We start from the raw sequence: 19,737 nt of genomic DNA on the forward strand, positions 1-19,737 counted from the left end.
GCCCCAGGGTTGCCGCCCCCGTGCCCACCGCACAAATTGCATCGCTCAATGTGTTCGTTAAGCGCCCGTCAAATTATGAGCGGGGATGTGCACATGGACCTGCCACCTGCATTTGATTTCACTTTATGGAGGGCGCCGACTCCGGAAATGGCTGTGGCATTTTTAAAATATTGAACAATCGAATAAACTGATAAGGCTGTTAATTTTAATTCAATATCGCCCCTATCCCCTCATCGGCACTGTCTCCCCCAGCAAAAGGATGCGTGGAGGACTCACAGATGGCCATAACCCGTCGGCGACTGCTGGCGCGCGCGGCGCAATGGGGCGGCTATGCCGCCGCCTATGGCACCATGACGGCACTGGGGCTGACGCCCGTGCCCACGGCTTACGCCGGCCCACCGGCCTTGCCCGCCGCCACCGGGACGGGGCGGCGCGTCGTCGTGCTGGGCGCCGGCATCGCCGGGCTGGTGGCGGCCTATGAGCTGGAGCGTGCCGGCTTCGATGTCGTGGTGCTGGAGGCCCGCGGCCGCGTGGGGGGCAGGACCTGGTCCATCCGCGACGGCGACCGCGTCACGCTGGCGGGGGAGGCCGACCAGACGGCGCGGCTGTCGCCCGGGCTCTACTTCAATGCCGGCCCGGCCCGCATCCCCAGCCATCACCAGGGCCTGCTGGGCTATGTCCGCGATCTCAAGGTGCCGCTGGAGGTGGAGGTCAACAGCAGCCGTAGCGCCCTGATCCAGACCAGGGCCGCCAACGGCGGCCGTCCCATCCAACAGCGCCAGGCGGTGAATGACGTGCGCGGCGAGCTGTCGGAGCTGCTGGCCAAGGCCACCCGGCGGGGCGCCCTGGACCAGGAACTGACGGCGGAGGACAAGGAACGGCTGCTGGCCTTCCTGAAATCCTATGGCGACCTGTCGCCGGAGGGACGCTATGACGGCTCCGACCGCGCGGGCTATGTCCAGCCGCCAGGAGCGGCCGACCAGGTGGGCACAAAGCGCGCGCCCCTGCCCCTGCGCGACCTGCTGGGGGAGGACACGGTGCCCCCCGCCATCCTGTTCGAGGAAAACATCCTGATGCAGGCGACCATGTTCCAGCCCGTGGGCGGCATGGACCGCATCCCGGTGGCGCTGGCCAAGGCGCTGAAGGCCCCGCCCCGCCTGAACGCGGTGGTGGACCGCATCCGCTCCGCCCCCACCGGTGTCACCATCCGCTACCGCGACGGGCGGACGGGACAGGGGCATGAACTGGCCGCCGACTATGCCGTGGTCACCATTCCCCTGCCCGTCCTGGCCGGCATCGACAGCGATTTCCCCGCCCCGGTGAAAGCCGCCATCGCCAGCGCCGTTTATGACGCCGCCAACAAGGTGGCGTTCGAGGCGCCGCGCTTTTGGGAGCGGGAGCAGATTTATGGCGGCATCTCCTACACCGGCGGGGACACCTCCCTGGTGTGGTATCCCAGCGGCGGCTATGACCAGGACCGGGGTCTGCTGGTGGCCACCTACAATGCCGGCGCGACGGCCGCCGCCTTCCAGAAGCGGCCGCTGGTGGAGCAGGTCGCCCTCGCCCGCGCCTCGGTCGACCGCCTGCATCCGGGCCATGGCGCCGACCTCGTCAAGCCGGTGGTGGTGAACTGGAGCAAGGTGCCCTTCAACCTGGGTCCCTGGCTGCACTGGGACCAGGACGGCAACGATCCGGCCGCCTACGCCCTGTTAAATCAACCTGCCGGCCGCGTCTATTTCAGCGGCGCCCATCTCAGCCAGTTGCCCAGTTGGCAGGAGGGTGGTGTCCTGGCGGCCCAGCGCACGGTGGTGGAACTGGCCCGCCGGGTCGCCGCCGATGCCCTGGCCGGCCGGGCCCCCAAAACCGCGCGACACGGCTGACACCTCATGAGGAGACCAAACAAGATGCGCCCATCCATCCTGCTGTCCGCCCTGGCCCTGTTGGCCGCCCTTCCGGCCGCCGTCGCTGATGCCAGGGCCGAAACCGGCATCGTGCGCACCCAGGGGCCCAACGCCGACAGCCCCATCGCCGCCGCCGTCACCGTGCCCGCCGGGGCGGAGACGGTCTATCTCAGCGGCGCGCTGCCCGCCGTGATCGATCCCAACGCCCCCAAGGGCAGCGTCCAGGCCTATGGCGACACGCAGGCGCAGACGCTGAGCGTCCTGTCGAAACTGAAGGCCACGCTGGAGGGCCTGGGCTATGGCCTGGGCGATGTGGTCCAGGCCCACGTCTTCCTGGCCGGCGACCCGAACAAGGGCGGGGATATCGACTTCGCCGGCCTGCAAGCGGCCTGGACGCAGTATTTCGGCACGGCGGCCCAGCCCAACAAGCCGGCGCGCAGCACCGTGAAGGTTGCGGCCCTGGTGCTGCCCGGCGCCCTGGTGGAGATCGAGCTGACCGCCGCCAAGGTTGGCGGGGGAAACACTGACGCCAGCGGGTTGCTGTCCAATAAGGCGGGGAGCGCACCAGCCAGCTCCGCCGCGGCCGCCTGACACGCCCATCAATACTGCCACAAGAGGCCGTGGCGGCCGGAAACTTCCGTTCTCGTGCGGCCAAACCTGTGCGGGCTGAGCAGCAAAAAGCCCGTAACCTATCGAGGTTACCGGCTTGATTTGGTTGCGGGGGCGCGCATATTCGTCGTAATGGGCGTTGAACAGCCGCAACTTCTGGTGGCCATGGGTAGCGTCGAACGTATCGTCGATATCCAGCACGATGCGCTGCGGCACCTGGCGGAAACTGGTGCAGTAAAGCTCGACCATGGCCCGGCCCATGCGCAGCAGGGCGCGGGCGTCCGGTCGGTTCTCCAGACGCGAGATGGTGGATTGCGAACAGAGATCCGGCGCCGAGGGCAATCGGCCGAGCGCCATCTTGAAAGCTGGATCGCCGCGCAGACTGTCGGCGTCGATGCCATCCTCATAGCCGCAGGCGATCATCAGCAGGCGGAAACGGATGATGTCGGCCAGACTGTGCCGGACCCGCTCGGGCTGACGGGTATCGGCGATGCAGGCCGCCAGCCGCGCCGCCACATTCAGCCGGATATCAATCTCCCGCAGCGCCAGCACTCCGGCATCCGACGACAGGCTGCCCCCGTCAAAACAGGCCTCCACGCACTTGCCCGAAATGGGTGACAGGCCGGGCAGCAGCGGCGTATTCTCCCGCATGGCGGGTGCAGCGTCCTTGGTTCGGGCGGATTTGTGTTTTGGCGACTGAATCCTAAAACTAATCAATGACTTGTGCTACACCGGCCAACCAAAATTACGGCCCCGATGCATAATCCGGGTTAGTACGTTGCCTGGCTTTTCCCAGGGGGCCCACTTCGATGCCGGTTCACATCGAAATTTCCGCGCGCCAGAACCTCAGCGAGCATCACCGTCAGCCCTTGTAACCCTCGCCCCCCTTGGAGCGGCGCATAGTTAGAAAATTCCCTTTTACAAACCGCCTGGTCGGTTTTATATGTCGTGCGACGTGTCGAACCCACCGGACCTCGGCACCGATTGGTGCGCAGCGAATTGCACAAGGGGAAATCACATGATCATCAAGACACTGGCGCCAGCCGCCTTGCTGGGCGTCACCCTGTTGGCGCTGCCTGCTTCCAGTGGCGCGTCAGCCGCGGACTGGCCTGGCCTTTATGCAGGCGTCAATGCCGGCGGAACGTTCGGTGCGGGCGGCGCTGCGTCAGCGGGCAGCGGCGGACGAACCAGCAGGTACAACAGCAACAATGCCTTCGGTGGAGCCCAGGTCGGCTATAATTTCGAATTGTCCCCTATGTTCATCCTCGGCATCGAGAACGACTTCGACTATGCGGGAAAGCAGTCGAAAAAGAACGGCACCACGTCATCCGATACTGCTCTGCCCTGGTTCGGCAGCGGACGGCTGAAGGCCGGTTTCACGCCGGCGGGCTTAGATATGCTGGTCTACGGAATGGCCGGCCTGGCTTTTGGACAAGTCGACAATAGGATCAACACCCGCATGCGCGGCGGGTGGACTGCAGGAGGCGGCATAGAATGGATGGTCTTGCCACACCTCTCCACCAAGGTGGGGTACCTCTACACTGATCTTTCCAAGAGCTTCAAAAATGACAATCTAATCAAGACGGAGGCCAGATTTCACGCCGTGCGGTTTGGTGTGAATTACCACTTTTAGAAGGGCAGCACGCTCATATTCCATGACCCAATCCAAGGGCCCACCAACGCGGACGGGCGGCCAAGACCAATTTCAACACGTCCTACTATTTACTGTGGATGGTCGTGCGCAGAGGTCACACCAACGCGCTATAGCCGGCTGCGTTTAATCGGAACCACAGCCAACTATGGCTGAGCCTGTCCGCGAGCAGCTTCACGCCCAGAGGCGATTCCACCTTTGGGCGATCTGCTTTAATGAAGCGCTCCATGGCGCCCACAGTCTCTGCGGACACCATGGAGCAATGAAAATGATTCAAAGAAGAGCCTGGATGAGAGTATAAACACCTTAATTGAAAAATAATATTCTATATTGCTATTTTTGTTCTATTTGATACAACGCGTTGAATATTTCCATTTTGGAGGCATCAAGTGGAAAATTCCACCCGCTCCGAACGCACCCGTACCGCAGTGATGGATACCGCATTGGCGATAATAATGCGCGATGGGCCTAAGCGCCTGACTTTGGATGCAATCGCCAAAGAAAGTGGAATTAGTAAAGGCGGTATAATGCACCAGTTCCGTACCAAAGCCGCAGTGTTGGCGGCCCTGTTGGATTGTCAAATTGAACACGGCACAAACAGCCTCCACAAGCGTCTCGCCGAATTTCCTCCCTGCCAGCCTGAGCCAACGTTGCGCGCCGAGATCGAGATTTTGAATGAGGTGGCGACGAACCCAAGCCCTATCGCCTATGCCGTTGTTGGAGCCATGGCGGAAGACCCGGCCTTGGTGACACACGTACGGAACGCGGCACACTGTGTGCTGGAAACGATCAAAAGGGAAGCGGTGCACCCGGACCTAGCCCTGTTGCGCTGGTACACCGCGCGGGGCTTGGCGCTCGCCGCCTTGTTCGGGCTTTGTCCGCTGTCCCCAGGGGAGCGCGCCCGCCTTTTCAGCTTGCTTGGGGTCGATGATGGTTTAAGGCGGATTGTCGAAGGTGACAACTGAACCTGACATTCCTTTGAGCGTGAATGGTATGCCAAGGCCTGACAAACAAACCGCCTAGATGTTTTGTTTATCAGGCCGTAGGGTAGCGTCCTCAGCAGGGGCCCCTCACAGCCGAAGGACGGCGCATGGGCCAATAAGGGAACAGCAACATGGCGCCCTGGACATCAATGGCAGATCGATATCAGTCCGATAGCATTGGCGCGGTATCGGCTCTTCCGCCCCCGCCATATGGCGCGCCCCGCAAGCGGGCGTGCCGATATTGCGGGCAGTTGTCATACACGCCCCCCTCCTTGGTGGACCAGCCTTGCCGCTGCCCGCGGTGCGGAATGGAATTGGCACAGCCTTCATCACGTTTAGGCGACTTTCCTTTGGCATTCGCTGCCGCGGGGCTTTTACTTTGCGGCATCACCGTCAGCACCCCTTTCCTCAGCGTACTGCTTTTGGGCGGCGCACAGGCCAGCCATGTGGGATCGGGCGCCTGGGCCTTCCTGGACGAAGGCTTGTGGATGCTCTCCCTCATGCTGTTGGTAACGGTGGTGCTCGTTCCACTTGCCCGCCTGGGGCTGAGGGTGGTGGTTCTGGGCGGCCTTCGTCAGGCTCGGCCACCCCGGTGGCTATTCCTGCCATTACGCTGGCACGAGGCGCTGACGGCATGGAGCATGCTGGAGATCTTCCTACTGGGGGCCTTGGTCTCCTGCATCCGCTTGGATGCTGTCGCCGATGTTCATTTCGGACTGGCGGCCTATGCGCTAGGAGCCACGGTCCTGGCGACGCTGGTCGCCGACGCCGCCTTCCAGTCGCAAGCAGCCTGGGACGCCTTGGAAGAATGCGGAGCGATCGCCATGCCTGGGCATACCCCGCCATCGGCGCTTGGCCCCTCGGCCGTCATTGCCTGCCCCTGCTGTCGGCGGCTTAGCCCCACCGTGCAGGGCGCACCCTGTGCCCGCTGCGGCACCCCCTTGCATCGCCGCACGCCCGCGAGCCTGGCCTGCACCACCGCCCTTCTGCTCGCGGCGGCGCTACTCTATCTTCCGGCCAATCTGCTGCCCGTCATGATCGTCACGAGCCTGGGCCAGGGGGGCGCGCACACCATCTTGGGCGGCCTGGCGGAGTTCGTGCAAGCTGGATACTGGCCCTTGGCGGTGCTGGGCTTCCTGGCCAGTGTGGTGGTGCCCCTGCTGAAACTGGTTGGGCTGACAATCCTGGCCTGGCTAACCCATCGTCGATCAACCTGGGCCCTTCCTCTTCGCACCCGCTTCTATCACCTGATCAAGGTCACGGGTCGCTGGTCCATGGTGGACGTCTTTGTCGCCGCCGTGCTGGTGGCCTTGGTGCGCTTCGGCGCTTTGGCATCGATCACAGCGGGGGCGGGGGCCGCCTTTTTCGGTGCGGTCGTTATCCTGACCATGCTGGCAACCGAGGCCTTCGACCCCCGGCTTATGTGGGACGCCCTGGATGATGGCGTCGCTCCGCTGGAAGGCGCGCGATGACGGCGCCGATCCCTTCGGCCACCGCGGCACGCCGCCACCTGCCGCCTAAAAGCTGGATCTGGCTGGCGCCCCTGGCCGCGGTGGTGATCCTGGCCGTGCTCGGCTATCGCGCTTGGGTGGACCGTGGCCCTTTGGCCACCGTGGAGTTCAGCAATGCCGAGGGTCTGGTCCCTGGGCAGAGCCTGGTGCGCCATCGCTCGATACCAGTCGGTACGGTGGTGGCCATGCGGCTGGCGCCCGATCTTTCCAAGGTCCGGGTGACGCTGCGCCTCGCGCCCCAACTGACCGATCGGTTGAAAGAGGGCGCCCACTTCTGGGTGGTGCGCCCCCGTCTGGGCCCAGGCGGGATATCGGGGATCGAGACCATCGTCGCCGGTGCTTATGTCGAGTTTGACCCTGGGCCGCGAGACGGCAAGCCCGTGCCGACCTTCACGGGCCTGGATGAGCCGCCGCCCGTGCGTGAAGGCGAACCTGGGCGATCCTTCACCTTGCTGGCCACCCGGTTGGGCGCCCTACGACCGGGGTCGGTTCTATTGTTCCGGGATGTGCCAGCGGGTGAGGTTCAGTCCATCGATCCGCCGGGTTCAAGTGGCGACATCACCGTGCACATCTTCGTCCGCGCGCCGTTCGACACCTACGTCCGCACAAGCTCCCGCTTCTGGAGCAGTTCTGGCATCAGTGCCAGTTTCGGGCCTGGTGGGTTGAAGCTGGAGCTGGCAAGCCTCAGCGCCGTGCTGGGCGGCGGCATCGCGTTTGAAACCCCGGCCGATCGGCTGAACGCTCCCCCGGCAACGTCGGCAACGTCTTTTCGTCTTTATGACAGCCCAGAGGAGGCCTCGGCGGCGCAAACGCGCCGGCTTGAAGTCCTGACGTATCTCGGCGGCTCGGCGGCGGGATTGTCCATCGGGTCGCCGGTGGAACTCCACGGCATTCGGATCGGAAGCGTCACCGCGGTCGATCTGGCTTATGACGCCGCCGCCGATCACTTCAGCGTGCCAGTGCGAATGGCTTTGGAACCTGGGCGTATAACGGCCGGCACCTCGCTTTCAACAGAAGATTTGGGCCCCGCGCTCGCCCGGCTCGTTGCCCGGGGCTACCGCCTGCGTCTGCGTAACGCGAACCTGCTGACCGGCCAAAAGGCGCTGGCGCTCGATCCGATGCCTGACACGCCCCCGGCCACCATGTATCTGGAGCGGGGCGTCCCGGTCCTGCCGGCGGTCATTGGGGACGGCGACCTGACCCAAGCCATCGGCACCCTGGCCGGCCGGCTGGAACGCCTGCCCTTGGACGAGATGGGCCGCAACCTCAATGCCGTCCTGGTATCTCTGAATGGCGTGATCGGCGGTCCGGAGTTGCAGGGCGTCCTTGTCCGCTTGTCAGACACCTTGGCCCAAGCGCAGACTTTGTTGCGGACGGCCGACGGCAACCTGTCGCCCGCGCTACGGCAATTGCCCGCCATCGCCGCCACCCTTGACCAAACGTTACAACGCGCTGACGCCCTTCTGGCGGCGGCCGATCGTGGATACGGCGGGGATTCGCCTTTCAATCGCCAGGCCAGCCACGCGTTGCGTGACGTGTCAGACGCCGCCCGCGCCATACGTCAATTGGCTGACGCGCTGGAGCGTCATCCCGAAGCCTTGGTCCGGGGGAAACCGTGATAAGGCGCAGAATATCTCCCTACCGCCGCCTCTTTCTGCTGCTGGCTTTATCGCCGCTGGTGGGGTGCGCCTCACCCGAACCAGACTGGTACCGCTTGGCGGTGGTTCCGGGACCGGTGCGGACACCTGTAACCTTGCGCATTGACCTGCGCGATGTCGTCGTGGCGCGCGCCCTTGACCAACCCGGCATCGCGCAAGCCACCAGCGATGTAAGGCTGATGATCTCGAATAATCAGCGCTGGGCCGCCCCCTTGGGTGACATGGTGGCGGAGATCCTGGCCCAGGATTTGGAGCAACGGTTACCCGGCGGCAGCGTACGGCGGGACATGGCGCCCATCATGGATGCGGCGGACGTCGTCATGGGGGTGGTCCTTGACCGGTTCGAAGCGGATGCCGCTGGACACGCCGTCCTGTCTGCTCAGCTTACCCTGCGCTTGGCTGGAATGAGGATTTTACGATCATGTCGGGTGGAGGTCGTCATTGCACCCGACGGTCGCAGCACGGCAGCCCTCGTGGCCGCACTCAGCCTCGCGCTGGGTCGCGTGGCGGATCGCGCGGCCAGCACACTTTCCATTACCCCGGCGGTGGACTTGCCCTGAAAAAGTGGAGAGCCATCACCCCAAAATTTGGGTCTGATGGAGGTTAATGATGGTTCGTGTGAAGCAGGCGAAGGTCACGGCGGCGTTCAAGCAGGAGGCGCTACGGATTTTATCGACAAGCGGGCGGACGGTCGCGGAAGTGGCTGGGGACCTTGGAATCGGGAAATCGACGTTGCAGCGTTGGAAGACGCAAGCGACAGAGACAGAATTACTTTCGGGCCCACACCCGGATGTTGAGAAAGAACTGGCGCGGCTTCGGCAAGAGAACAAGATTCTGCGCCAAGAACGGGATCTGTTAAAAAACGCGGCAGCCTTCTTCGCCCGGGAGACAAGTCGATGTTGGGCAGCAGCAGGCGTGTCCACACCACTAGGATGCGCGCAGTCCCGCGCCACCATGGCCAGGCACGCCAGCCCGCACTCCGCGGCTTCGGACTGAAAAACGGGCTCTATTCGACGCCTTGATTTGAAGATGATCAGATTCACGATCAGGCTTCCAAAAGCTACTGCGCCACAAGACAAGAGACATTTAATGTCGGCCGATAGGAAGATAAATTGGCCAGAAGGCATACACATTTTATTTATAATAGGCGTAAGTTATTTGTAAAATTGGCATGAGTATTCACGCCATGGGTAATGGCATAAAATACACTCGGTTACATTTTCATCTTTTTGGGGCGCTATAGGTTGAGAATACACTGCGTTCCGGCACATCCAACGAACGCGCCAACGTCACAAAACGCTGCCAGGCGAAACCAACCACTGGCGCTTTACGCCAACAACCCTTATAGACCGTTTGGTCAATAAGGGCTTGATAAGCTATAACTGACCGATCAGTCAATAGCCAATCGGAGAACACGAATGCGAGATTCCGCCAGAGGGAACCCAGTCACAGGCACGGGCAGGGTAAAAAGGGCGACACGCGGGGCAGCGCCGCAGCGCCGTCTACCACCACAAGAACGGATGCCGCTGATTTTGGAGGCCGCGCTGGCGGAATTCGCCCAACAAGGATATGGCGGCGCCAGCATGGCGTCCGTCGCAGCTCGGGTAGGCGTCACTAAAAGCCTGATATATCACTATTTTTCTTCTAAAGAAGATCTTTTCAGGGCAACCGCGCGCTCTTACATCCAGCCCGCCCATTCCGTGGCCGAACGCACGATGACAGAGGGCGCGGCAACGGCTTTGGATCTTATGCGGTCCCTCTTTGAAGTGGGTTATGACCAGATCGGAAAGCCTGGCCCCCACCATCAACTAATGAAAATGATCATCACGGAGGCGGACCGCTTTCCAGAACTGGCACAACTCTATCGCGAAGAAATTATGGTTCCCGCCACCGCCATCCTGCGGCGGGTGCTTCAGAACGGGGTGGCGTCCGGCGAGTTCCGGCAAGAGGTCACCAACCTGCCGTTCATAGAGGAAATCCTGATTGCCCCCGTCATGATGACCAATATTTGGCGACTGATCATGAATGAGGGAGAGGCACCTGCCCCCAACGGCATGCTGACCACGCATCTGAGCCTCTTGAAGCTCGCCATAAGCAGAAAGCCTTCCGATACAGAGCTCTAGTTGTGGAGTGTCATCAGGTTGTCCCGATCGAGGCCGATGCGGCTGATGGGCGGCAATGATTTTAGGCTGCTGTGTGGTCGATGCCAGTTGTATCGGTGCAGCCAGGCGGGCAATTCGGCGGCGCGCCCGTCTGAGGAGGGATACGCCTTTGCGTAGGCCCACTCCCGCAGGGCGGTTTGAATGAAGCGCTCGGCCTTGCCGTTGGTTTTCGGGGTGTAGGGTTTTGTCCTGATGTGTTTCAGGCCCAACTCGGCACAGGCGTCGCGGAAGGCGAAGGCCCTGTAGCAGGAACCGTTATCGGTCATGACGCGGGTGACCTTTATGCCCAGGCTGGCGTAGTAGGCGACCGCGGCCTTGAGGAACGGGACGGAGCTTTGGGTTGTCTCGTCTTTCATGATCTGGCTGAACGCCAAGCGTGAGGCGTCATCGATGCAGACGTGGACGAACTCCCAGCCGACGCCTCGGCTGTTGCTCTGGCCAGTACGGTCGCCGGTGATGCGATGGCCGACTTTCTCGAAGCGGCCCAGCTTCTTGATGTCCAGATGGATCAGTTCGCCTGGTGCCTTGCGCTCATAGCGGATGACCGGTTCCTGCGGTTGAAGGTCTTTGGCGCGGCTGAGTTTCGCAGCCCGGAGGACACGGCTGACCGTTGAGCAGGAGACCCCAGCTTCCTGGGCGATTTGCTTCCCGACCAAGCGCTGCCGGCGCGAAGCGATGATCTGTTCCACCACGGCCGGCGGTGTGGGCTTGCGCAGTCGGTGCGGCCTGGAGGACCGGTCCTCCAGGCCGGGCAGGCCCATGGCCTGGTACCGTTCAACCCATTTCCTGACGGTCTTCGCCGTCGTGCCGAAGGCTGTCGCCACGGCCTGAACGCCGTCGCCGGCGAGCACTCGCCGAACCAACTCGGCTCGACCCCTTGGCGTCAATCGGGCATTCTTGTGCACGTTCACTCGATCCTCCCGAGGATTGCTGAAGCTTCGCAACCTCAGCTTCCTCCGGCAGGATCGAGTGGACAACCTATTGGCAACTCACATCTAGTCTGGCTAATTCGCCGGGGCTGGCGGGGATCGTGTCCCCTGACGTGGTGTAGCTCGCGCTTTGGCGTCGTGCTCTCCGGCATATCTGGCCGGCTGTGTCATGCGGCCATTGTGGCCAGCATGATGGTTGGATCATCGCTGAGCGGAGCGATGGTCTCAAGGGTCATGTAACGGGCGCGTTGGACGGCCCATTCATCGTTCTGTTCCAATAGGATGGCACCGACGAGGCGGGTGATGGCGGCCTCGTTTGGGAATATTCCGACGACCTCGGTGCGGCGCTTGATCTCGCCATTGAGGCGTTCGATGGGGTTCGTGGAGTGGATCTTGGCCCGATGTTCCTTCGGGAAGGTCATGTAGGCCAGCACGTCGTTCTCGGCCTCGTCCAGCAGGGTGGCGAGTTTGGGCACCTTGGGGCGGAGTTGATCGGCCACCTGGCGCCACTGGGCTCTGGCCGCGGCGGCATCGTTCTGGGCAAAGGCGGTGGCGATGAAGGCGGAGACGACGCGGCGGCCGTTCTTGCCGGCGTGGGCCAGGACGTTGCGCATAAAATGCACCCGGCAGCGCTGCCAGGTGGCGCAGAACACCTTGGCGACGGCGGCCTTGATGCCCTCATGGGCGTCAGAGACGACCAGCTTGACGCCTTTCAGCCCCCGGCGTTTGAGCTTGCGCAGGAAGTCGGTCCAGAAGGTTTCCGCCTCCGACGGGCCGATGTCCATGCCCAGCACCTCGCGGCGGCCGTCGCTGTTGACCGCCATGGCGATGGTGACGGCGACCGAGACGGTGCGCTTGTCCTGGCGGACCTTCACATAGGTGGCGTCGATCCAGAGATAGGGCCAGTCACCCTCGATCTGCCGGTCGAGGAAGGCCTTCACCCGGTCGTCGATGTCGGCGCACAACCGGCTGACCTGGCTCTTGGATATTCCCGACATGCCCATGGCTTGCACCAGGTCGTCCACCGAGCGGGTGGAGATGCCCTGGATATAGGCTTCCTGGATGACGGCGGTCAGCGCCTTTTCCGCCATGCGCCGGGGCTCCAGGAAGCCCGGGAAGTAGCTGCCCTTGCGCAGCTTGGGGATGCGCAGTTCCACCGTGCCGGCCCTGGTTTCCCAGTCGCGGTCGCGGTAGCCGTTGCGCTGGACCAGGCGGTCGGGTGACCGCTCCCCAGGCGCCGCCCCGGTCAGGGCATGGACTTCCAATTCCATCAGCCGCTCAGCGGCAAAGCCGATCATCTGCCTCAGCACATCGGCGTCTGCGCCCTTTTCCAGCATGCTGCGCAGTGCCATCATCTCGTCGGTCATCGTGGTCACCCTCGGTTGGGGATAGTTGTGGTGACCAGACTTTACCGAAGACCCACGATGACCGCCCGCCGGGGCAGCCCTTCCGGCCGGCTACGCCGTCCTACAGGGCTGTTCCGGCACCGGTGCCTGCTACACCATCCGGGGGGACGTGACCCTGGCGGGCCTGTAACAGGGGTAAAGTCCCGGGCGGCCTGCTGATTGTCAGACTGGTTTGGCGACGAGCGCAGAGAGGTCAGGGATCTCGGCTGCTTCCGGAACGGCGAGCTGTGGCCAAGATAGTCCCAGAACTGGAGTGCGCCCCTTGGGGTGGACACAGCGGGTATAAAAGATTGACGGTGATGTCGGGCCTTGCAGGAGTGGGGTCATGGCGAAGCACCGAGTTTACAGCATCGCGTTCAAACGCCAGGTAGTTGCCGAGTACGCGGCCAGGGAAGCCTTGTCCGGCTTGGCGAGACGGCATGGCATCTGCCGCAACCTGATCCGGATCTGGGTCGCCAAGGTGGAGGCCGGCGAATTCGACGAGGAGGTTGAGGCGTCGAACCTTCTCGTGGAATACGAAGGGCGGATCGCCGCCCTGGAAAGGCTGGTCGGCCGGCAGGCGCTGGAGATCGAGTTTCTAAAGGGGGCGCTGAAGCACGGACGCTCCAGCAAAAGCGGGACTACATCCGTAATTGCCGGCCCGCCGGTCTCAGCGTCGCCGAAGGCTGCCGGCTGATGGGGATCGCGCGCTCCACCTACTATGACGTGCCCGTCGAGACCGATGGCGACGCCATGATCCTGGACCGGATGAAGGCCATCTGCGCCGAGTTCGAAAGCTACGGCTATCGGCGGGTCGGTGCGGAACTGCGGCAGCAGGGGCTGGTGGTCAACAGCAAGAAGGTGCGCCGGCTCATGCGCGAGCACGACCTCCAACCCCGGCGCCGGCGGCGGTTCGTCGCCACGACCGACAGCGACCATGACGAGCCGATTTTCCCGAACCGGGCGGCGGACATGACCCTTACCGGGCCCGACCAGCTCTGGGTCGGCGACATCACATATGTCGCCGTGGCGGCCGGCTTCGTCTACGTGGCCGTGATCCTGGACGCCTGGTCTCGCCGTGTCGTGGGCTATGCGATCAGCCGCTCCATCGACACCCGGCTGACAATCGCGGCCTTGAAGGCCGCCATCGCCGCGCGAAGCCCATCCACCGGCTGTGTTCAGCACACCGACCGTGGCAGTCAATACGCCAGTGCCGCCTATCGAAAGATCTTGGCGGACAACGACTTGGTCGGCTCCATGAGCCGGCGCGACAATCCCTACGATAACGCCAAGGCCGAAAGCTTCATGAAAACCCTGAAGGTCGAGGCCGTTTATCCCATGGCCGAGACCTTCGACGACGTGGTGGCCGATCTGCCGCGTTTCATCGATCTGGTTTACAATGCCCGGCGCCGTCATTCAGCGCTGGGCTATCTCAGCCCTATTGCATTCGAAGAACAACACGCCCGATCATCGGTCAATTCTGCGGCTTGAAGCTGTCTACCCCGAGGGGGCCACTCCAATATCGCCCAAATTTTCAATAATATTTGGCACCGAACCGCTTGCAAACAGAGCGAGTACAAGCCATCTATTTCTTTATCAATGTGTCCAGCGTTAGTTCATCTTAGTCCGGAAGGACGTGATCACGGTCGGGCTCCAGGAACCATTGAAAACGCGGAGCGACATCCAATAGGTAGTATTTGGGGCAAGGTTGGAGAAAGACCAGTTGCTGGTGGTGAAACCACTGCTCGTCCCATTGATGGCCTTGCCCTGATAGGCATCGAGTTCGCTGGCAAACAGGGCCGCATAGGCGCCAGCGTGTGGCACCGTGCCACCGAAGACGGGCTGCGCGCCCTGGCTTTTGACGGTGAAGCTCAACGATGCGCCGGTGGCTGTCGGGGTGATCTGGATATTCGTCGGGATGCTGGGATCATGGGCGGTCGGCGTGACGCTGACCGGATCCGACGCGGGACTGCTGCCCGTCGCATTGACCTCGCTGACCTGCACCGTCACGGGCTCGTCATTCAACGCAACCTCGATATAGCCTGTATAGGCATACGCGGGCAGTTGGATCGGTCCATAATTCCTGCCGTGTTGCCGCGCCGTGATGGTGTAGCCCTGTTCCGATGGATTGGCGGGCCGGCCAGCCCAAGTCACCTGGACGTCACCGTTGCCGCCAACCTTAGCGGTGATGATCGGCGCCTTCGGCACGCCCGCCCCCGGCACGGGAACCGGAACCTGCTGGGTCGTGGTCTTTGCGTTATCAGTGACATGCGTTGGCTGCCACCCGTCGTTACCAGACAGGTAGATATCAGGCGCCAGCGCCGAAGCCTCGGCGGCCGTCAGCGATATGTTGCTCCGGGGGGATGTGGTCTCGCGCAGCGCGATATTGAACGGCGTTGCCCCCTGGCCATTCATGTCGGCGTAGCGCGTATTGTATTCCCTGTATGTCGACGTCGGCAGATTGTTAGTCCCGGATTGACCATTTAAGGGCGGGATGAACTCGATCCAACCGCCATCCGTGACCTGCGGCCCCATCGTCGAGTTAAGAAAATAGACGGTTGAATAGGCCCCCCAAGGCCGCCCCAACCAGACATTCGACATATAAGGACTATCAAATATCAATTTCGCGTTGCTGAAGACAAAGCCACTGTTCTCGCTGGCGCTTTCCCGCTCCTGCGCGGTAACCGTCGCTTCTCCTATTAAACTATCGTGTATCTTCGTTTTGATAGTGCAGTTGTCGAAGACAGCTTTGCCGTTACCGAAGATGTAGTCGATGTTTCCTTCGACATAGCAATTTGAGAAATAAGCCCGACCCAAGTTGCCGACATACAGCGTGTCCTGCCCGCCGAGAATGCGGATAGCCCGGTATACCGCCCTGTCCCCTTTAGAATAGAGGGCGACAGCCTGCCCGTTGGCACCGTAGTCTGGCCCTTCGTAGTCGGCGGTGTTTTGGATGGTGAGGTTACTCATGTAGACGTCGCCGCCCTCAACGGCGACAGTGTAGCTGCCCGAGGTGCCATATGGCTGGCCCGTATTGGGATTGGTCTTGGCCGCGGCATGATTGCCGGTGATAACGACCTCTGACGCGTCCTCGCCCGTGCCAATCAACCGGACATTGGATTGGGTGATATCCAACGTCTCATTGTAGGTTCCCGGCGGAATACGGATGGTCCCGCCACTCGCCGGAAGCGCGCTGATCGCCGCTTTGATGGTCGTGAAGCTGCCACCACTACCGTCGTTGGCGCTCAGGATCACACCTTTAATGTCGACATTGGTGTTCAAGCCGGCCTGGGCGACCGTGGCGACATTGGATGGGGGGCTTCCGGGGCCAGCGGTGCCGCAGGGGGTTCTGATCTGGCCCTCGATAAATTGGCCGCTGTTACACGGCAACATGTCCACGTCGAGGAAATAGCTGCCTCGCAGCGCCCCCTGATAGCCGACCACCTCCCGCTGAGAGAGGGGCGATGAGAAGATCGTGATTCCCTCGATCCCGGGAAGAGCCCCGACAGCGTCTGCAAAGGGTGATATGCGCCCCGGAACATTGACGGCGCCGATCAACCATGATCCGACGGAGCCGAAAACGACGGGTTGCGGGCGGGCTGTGGGGGTTCCCAATGAGTATGCCGCATGAGGAAACCCGCCATCCAACACTGCCTGATCCCATTGATAAGCCGTGAAGGCAAGGAAGTAGGTATAGGGTGCGAACCGATCTATACGAACCTTACCGTCGGGCGTGAAAGTGTAATACACCCACTCTGTTCCTGAGAAGGACCCGGTAGGACCGAGCAGATCCATGTCCCAGGCCTTTTGCCAGTAGGCATTTTGCGTCCTTCCGCTCTGAAAAAGTCCCTTTCCAAAAGACCATTTTTGCCCGGTATTATTATTCCTCGCACCAAGGCTGATAGAAAGATACGCATCATTACCGGTGGTGCTCAGCAGTGAAAGCGCACTTCCTCCGGCAGAGGCGGTATTATCGCGTGTCTTCTGGACAAGCAGGACCGTGAACCCGGTTTCGGGATCTACCGGTGCGATCTCCGACGACGTTATCGATGAAGCAGCAGGCAAATTGAAGGACGTCTTGTTCGTATAGAAGTCAAACGCCTGCCGGGTATCGGACGACACCGGATAATCCAGGTTACTGTATGAGTCGTGGATGTAGAGCTTGGGGTAGTCACCGAAGATCGGCACCACCTTCGGGGTGAGGGTCTGAACGATCTTCGCACTGGCCTTCTTGGCGCAGTCGGACTGGTCGGTGCAACTCTGCGCCGCAGCGGGTACGGCGATCGATAATGAGATCGATAATGAGACTGCGGCGACACCCGACAGCAAAGACAACTTGACGCCCATAGGAACAATCCTCCAGGAAATCGGGGTTCAGTTTCAGTGGGTCAGTCGGTCTATGTTGCGACGGCCAAGAGCGCGCAGCATGTCACCCACCACATCGGGCCAATCGGTCGTGATCAAATTGGTGCGGTTTATGACCGCCATCTCGGGGTCACCCCGGTAGTCGGGGATGATTCCGCCCGTGGCCGTGGATTTCGGATCGGTGTTGTGACCGAAGCAGCACTTACCAGCACTGTTGGCCACACCTTCCGGATAATAATTACTTTCGTGGTACGTTGCGGCCCCCTGCTTCTGATCGCTGTACAAGAAATATTTCTGCAGACCATCTCCTTTGTAAAACTGGTTCATTTCAAATTGGACTGAAAACGGTGCGGTATTCCACTGGTCGTAAACAACATCTTGATGCGGATCATAATTTGACGACTTGACGTTGGCATCATCAGGATTTTCAACAACGACAAGCCCGCCTACGACATCGGGATTGTAGGTTGTCCTATTCAGGAAAGTCCCGAGATCCACCGCATCCTTGGACTTTAATTTGAATACGATCGCCTTACTGAGATTCGCGTTATTTTTGGCCGCGAGAATATCCAGGCATTTCTGGGTCAGCTCGATCGGATCGCTGGGGTCTTGATCATCCACCGCGCCCTTCACATCGACGATCATCAAATACCCATACCCATCCGTGCTGATATAACGGGCCAGGAGATCCAATGCTTCGGAGAATGTCAGGAATTTCGCGGTTTTACCGTTCGCATCCTTGAAAACGCGACCATGCCGATCCCTCAAATCAACAGCCTTCACTTGGGCCAGCGATTGGCTGTACAGGAAGCCGCTTCCCGTGGAGACGCGATCGATCTTGTAATCATGGGAAAGGACTACCTGCTTGTCAGACGTGAAGCGCACGTCGATTTCGACGGTCTCAAAGCCTGAGTTCCAGGCGTCTTGCAGCGCATAGGCCGAGTTCTCTGGGTACACTTCCCAAGAACCGCGATGCGCCGAAAGAAGAACGAGATCGGACGACGCATCGGGAAGTTGGAACATCACCTTATTTATTGAACTGACCAAATATGGTGAGGGAGTTACGGGCAGAACAGTCTGGGCGAAAGCTGGACATTCCAAAAAGAGCGCGAGCGCAAAGGGCGCCACCACTGAGAATTTCATGCGAAAGCCTCCTCGCAGCTGATACCTCGCTGGGAAAAATTAAATAATTTGTTTAATTAATTTGAAGGGCGCACGCGGTCGTTCATCGGCACCCCGCCAGTCGCTGACTGCGGACGCATTACCGATACCATCAAAATGGAGATTATTTAAGTCAATCTAACTTAATTAATGTGACATCCTGGGGACGCCCCTCGTCCAGGTGTCACGGCAGGAGGAGATCAAGGATGGGTATCGAGGCCGCGCCAACGGCACCGGCCTGCGCTCCCAGCCAGGATGCTCGCACAACGGGCGGCGCACCGGCTGCCCGCCCAGGACAAGGCTGGTCCGGCAATCCGGTCGCCTCGACCACAGCGCTGAGGATCGACGCGGGAAGGCGCCCCCCAATGATGATCATCTCGGGGTCGATAATGTCGGACACATGCTGCAAAGCTGGCGCCAATTGCTTCCCCGCCCGTTCGCACCATGCGGCGAGAGGGGGCATCGCACTTGGATCCAGCGTTTCAAGGATATCGAAATCCGCAGCGGCGATCCCCTGCCCGCGCAGCGTCTCCAACAGGTCCTGCCCGGACGGACGCGGCGCCCCCATTGGAAAAAAGGTGCCAAGCGGTCCCGCATTCCGATGCGCGCCGCGGTAAAGCCGGTTGTCCAGGAACAATCCGCCACCGACGCCATGCCCCAGGTGGACCAGCATGAAATCCCGGCACCCGCGACCGAGACCAGCCAGACGCTCCCCCATCGCGCAGGTCCGACCGTCATTCTCGGTGAATACAGGTTGATCGAAATGCTGTTGGAAGAAAGCCTGGGCATCGATCCGATCGAACGCCGGGAAATACCGGTGCGCGATTAACATTGACGTCCCAACTTGAAAGTCGCCCGGCAAAGCGAATCCCACACCGATAAAAGTGCCGTCGAAAGAACCAAGCCGCCCCCGCACTTCCAGCAGCGCCATTGTCGCGGTACAGGCGACAGCATTGGGGGTCGGTTCATCCAGTGCCAGGCGGCAACTGTCCAGGACGGCACCGGTAAGATCGATAATCGCCAGGTCAAGATAGCTGTGGGAGAAACTGACGCCCGCCGAGTAGCCAGCGCCAGTGCGAATGCCAACTGGGCGGGCGGGCTGGCCTCTCGCGCCCTTTCGGCTTTCCAGTTCCTCAACCAGGCCGAACCGCTCAAGGCTGGAGATCATTTGGGTCACGGCCGGACGGCTGACCCCAATCAAATCGGCCAACTCCGCACGGGATAGGGGCCCGCGCTCCACCAATATCGAGAGGATGCGTCGATCAGACGGAGTTAGAAGATTGAATTTCATATCTTTTTCTCAAAGCGCCTCTCATTCACGCCTTAGAATAGCAGTCTCAGTTCACGCGACAACACTAAGATTAAGTTAAGTTGACTTAAATTAGTAACAATCATGGGGTATGTAGGCACCCATCATTCAAT

Annotated in this window: 15 protein-coding genes and 2 pseudogenes; 11 read left to right on the forward strand and 6 right to left on the reverse strand. The window is 61.1% G+C overall.

What is annotated here, in order from left to right; translation table 11 throughout:
- Positions 1-278 precede the first annotated feature (278 nt).
- Positions 279-1,880, forward strand: coding sequence for a flavin monoamine oxidase family protein (locus tag UCD39_RS10815; RefSeq protein WP_330496036.1), 1,602 nt, complete (start codon positions 279-281; stop codon positions 1,878-1,880).
- A 24-nt stretch (positions 1,881-1,904) separates the two neighbouring features.
- Complete coding sequence (locus tag UCD39_RS10820) at positions 1,905-2,492, forward strand: RidA family protein (RefSeq protein WP_330496037.1); 588 nt, start codon at positions 1,905-1,907, stop codon at positions 2,490-2,492.
- Positions 2,493-2,630: 138 nt separating this feature from the next.
- On the opposite strand, the pseudogene UCD39_RS10825 reads toward UCD39_RS10820, so the two are convergent.
- A pseudogene (locus tag UCD39_RS10825) lies at positions 2,631-3,161 on the reverse strand (transposase); the annotation flags it as partial.
- 367 nt (positions 3,162-3,528) lie between these two features.
- On the opposite strand from UCD39_RS10825, the gene UCD39_RS10830 reads away from it, so the two are divergent.
- The 7 genes and pseudogenes from UCD39_RS10830 (at position 3,529) to UCD39_RS10860 (ending at position 10,436) form a co-directional block, all read left to right on the forward strand.
- A complete protein-coding gene (locus UCD39_RS10830; protein ID WP_330496038.1) occupies positions 3,529-4,143 on the forward strand; it encodes an outer membrane protein in 615 nt (204 codons plus the stop codon).
- Positions 4,144-4,550: 407 nt separating this feature from the next.
- Positions 4,551-5,126 (forward strand): TetR/AcrR family transcriptional regulator, encoded by a 576-nt coding sequence (locus tag UCD39_RS10835; RefSeq protein WP_330496039.1) that lies wholly within the window; start codon positions 4,551-4,553, stop codon positions 5,124-5,126.
- 368 nt (positions 5,127-5,494) lie between these two features.
- Positions 5,495-6,616: a paraquat-inducible protein A gene (locus tag UCD39_RS10840; RefSeq protein WP_330496040.1), complete on the forward strand. Its 1,122-nt coding sequence runs from the start codon at positions 5,495-5,497 to the stop codon at positions 6,614-6,616.
- Complete coding sequence (locus UCD39_RS10845; protein WP_330496042.1) at positions 6,613-8,274, forward strand: PqiB family protein; 1,662 nt, start codon at positions 6,613-6,615, stop codon at positions 8,272-8,274. Before UCD39_RS10840 ends, UCD39_RS10845 begins: the two co-directional genes overlap by 4 nt.
- Before the next feature lie 116 nt (positions 8,275-8,390).
- Positions 8,391-8,873 carry a PqiC family protein gene (locus UCD39_RS10850; protein WP_330496540.1) on the forward strand — a complete coding sequence of 161 codons (483 nt, stop codon included), beginning with the start codon at positions 8,391-8,393 and terminating at the stop codon, positions 8,871-8,873.
- A 46-nt stretch (positions 8,874-8,919) separates the two neighbouring features.
- A pseudogene (locus UCD39_RS10855) lies at positions 8,920-9,212 on the forward strand (transposase); the annotation flags it as partial.
- A gap of 621 nt (positions 9,213-9,833) precedes the next feature.
- Positions 9,834-10,436: a TetR/AcrR family transcriptional regulator gene (locus UCD39_RS10860; RefSeq protein ID WP_330496043.1), complete on the forward strand. Its 603-nt coding sequence runs from the start codon at positions 9,834-9,836 to the stop codon at positions 10,434-10,436.
- Here UCD39_RS10860 and UCD39_RS10865 read toward each other — a convergent pair.
- Both UCD39_RS10865 and UCD39_RS10870 read right to left on the reverse strand, forming a co-directional pair.
- A complete protein-coding gene (locus tag UCD39_RS10865) occupies positions 10,433-11,386 on the reverse strand; it encodes an IS481 family transposase (protein ID WP_330496044.1) in 954 nt (317 codons plus the stop codon). The two genes, UCD39_RS10860 and UCD39_RS10865, sit on opposite strands and share 4 nt — an antisense overlap.
- 185 nt (positions 11,387-11,571) lie before the next feature.
- The gene (locus tag UCD39_RS10870; protein WP_330496045.1) at positions 11,572-12,771 is read right to left on the reverse strand and encodes an IS256 family transposase; all 1,200 of its coding nucleotides are present in this window, start codon (positions 12,769-12,771) and stop codon (positions 11,572-11,574) included.
- A gap of 364 nt (positions 12,772-13,135) precedes the next feature.
- On the opposite strand from UCD39_RS10870, the gene UCD39_RS10875 reads away from it, so the two are divergent.
- Both UCD39_RS10875 and UCD39_RS10880 read left to right on the forward strand, forming a co-directional pair.
- Positions 13,136-13,486, forward strand: a complete 351-nt coding sequence (locus UCD39_RS10875; protein ID WP_330496046.1) for a transposase — start codon at positions 13,136-13,138, stop codon at positions 13,484-13,486.
- Positions 13,435-14,280: an IS3 family transposase gene (locus UCD39_RS10880; RefSeq protein WP_330496541.1), complete on the forward strand. Its 846-nt coding sequence runs from the start codon at positions 13,435-13,437 to the stop codon at positions 14,278-14,280. Before UCD39_RS10875 ends, UCD39_RS10880 begins: the two co-directional genes overlap by 52 nt.
- Before the next feature lie 120 nt (positions 14,281-14,400).
- On the opposite strand, the gene UCD39_RS10885 is transcribed toward UCD39_RS10880, so the two are convergent.
- From UCD39_RS10885 to UCD39_RS10895, 3 genes are all read right to left on the reverse strand, one after another.
- Complete coding sequence (locus tag UCD39_RS10885; protein WP_330496047.1) at positions 14,401-17,136, reverse strand: pectinesterase family protein; 2,736 nt, start codon at positions 17,134-17,136, stop codon at positions 14,401-14,403.
- Positions 17,137-17,169: 33 nt separating this feature from the next.
- Positions 17,170-18,297 (reverse strand): glycerophosphodiester phosphodiesterase family protein, encoded by a 1,128-nt coding sequence (locus UCD39_RS10890; RefSeq protein WP_330496048.1) that lies wholly within the window; start codon positions 18,295-18,297, stop codon positions 17,170-17,172.
- Between the two features lie 202 nt (positions 18,298-18,499).
- Entirely contained in the window at positions 18,500-19,606 is a 1,107-nt protein-coding gene (locus UCD39_RS10895; RefSeq protein WP_330496049.1) for an ROK family transcriptional regulator, read from the reverse strand.
- Between the last annotated feature and the right edge of the window lie 131 nt (positions 19,607-19,737).

The sequence above is a fragment of the Nitrospirillum karajorum genome (assembly GCF_036348415.1).
GTDB classification, from domain to species: domain Bacteria; phylum Pseudomonadota; class Alphaproteobacteria; order Azospirillales; family Azospirillaceae; genus Nitrospirillum; species Nitrospirillum amazonense_B.

Coding starts and splice junctions, on each gene's coding strand:
- UCD39_RS10815 (WP_330496036.1), top strand. CDS start 279: ATGGCCATAACCCGTCGGCGACTGCTGGCGCGCGCGGCGCAATGGGGC.
- UCD39_RS10820 (WP_330496037.1), top strand. CDS start 1,905: ATGCGCCCATCCATCCTGCTGTCCGCCCTGGCCCTGTTGGCCGCCCTT.
- UCD39_RS10830 (WP_330496038.1), top strand. CDS start 3,529: ATGATCATCAAGACACTGGCGCCAGCCGCCTTGCTGGGCGTCACCCTG.
- UCD39_RS10845 (WP_330496042.1), top strand. CDS start 6,613: ATGACGGCGCCGATCCCTTCGGCCACCGCGGCACGCCGCCACCTGCCG.
- UCD39_RS10860 (WP_330496043.1), top strand. CDS start 9,834: ATGCCGCTGATTTTGGAGGCCGCGCTGGCGGAATTCGCCCAACAAGGA.
- UCD39_RS10870 (WP_330496045.1), bottom strand. CDS start 12,771: ATGACCGACGAGATGATGGCACTGCGCAGCATGCTGGAAAAGGGCGCA.
- UCD39_RS10875 (WP_330496046.1), top strand. CDS start 13,136: ATGGCGAAGCACCGAGTTTACAGCATCGCGTTCAAACGCCAGGTAGTT.
- UCD39_RS10885 (WP_330496047.1), bottom strand. CDS start 17,136: ATGGGCGTCAAGTTGTCTTTGCTGTCGGGTGTCGCCGCAGTCTCATTA.
- UCD39_RS10890 (WP_330496048.1), bottom strand. CDS start 18,297: ATGAAATTCTCAGTGGTGGCGCCCTTTGCGCTCGCGCTCTTTTTGGAA.
- UCD39_RS10895 (WP_330496049.1), bottom strand. CDS start 19,606: ATGAAATTCAATCTTCTAACTCCGTCTGATCGACGCATCCTCTCGATA.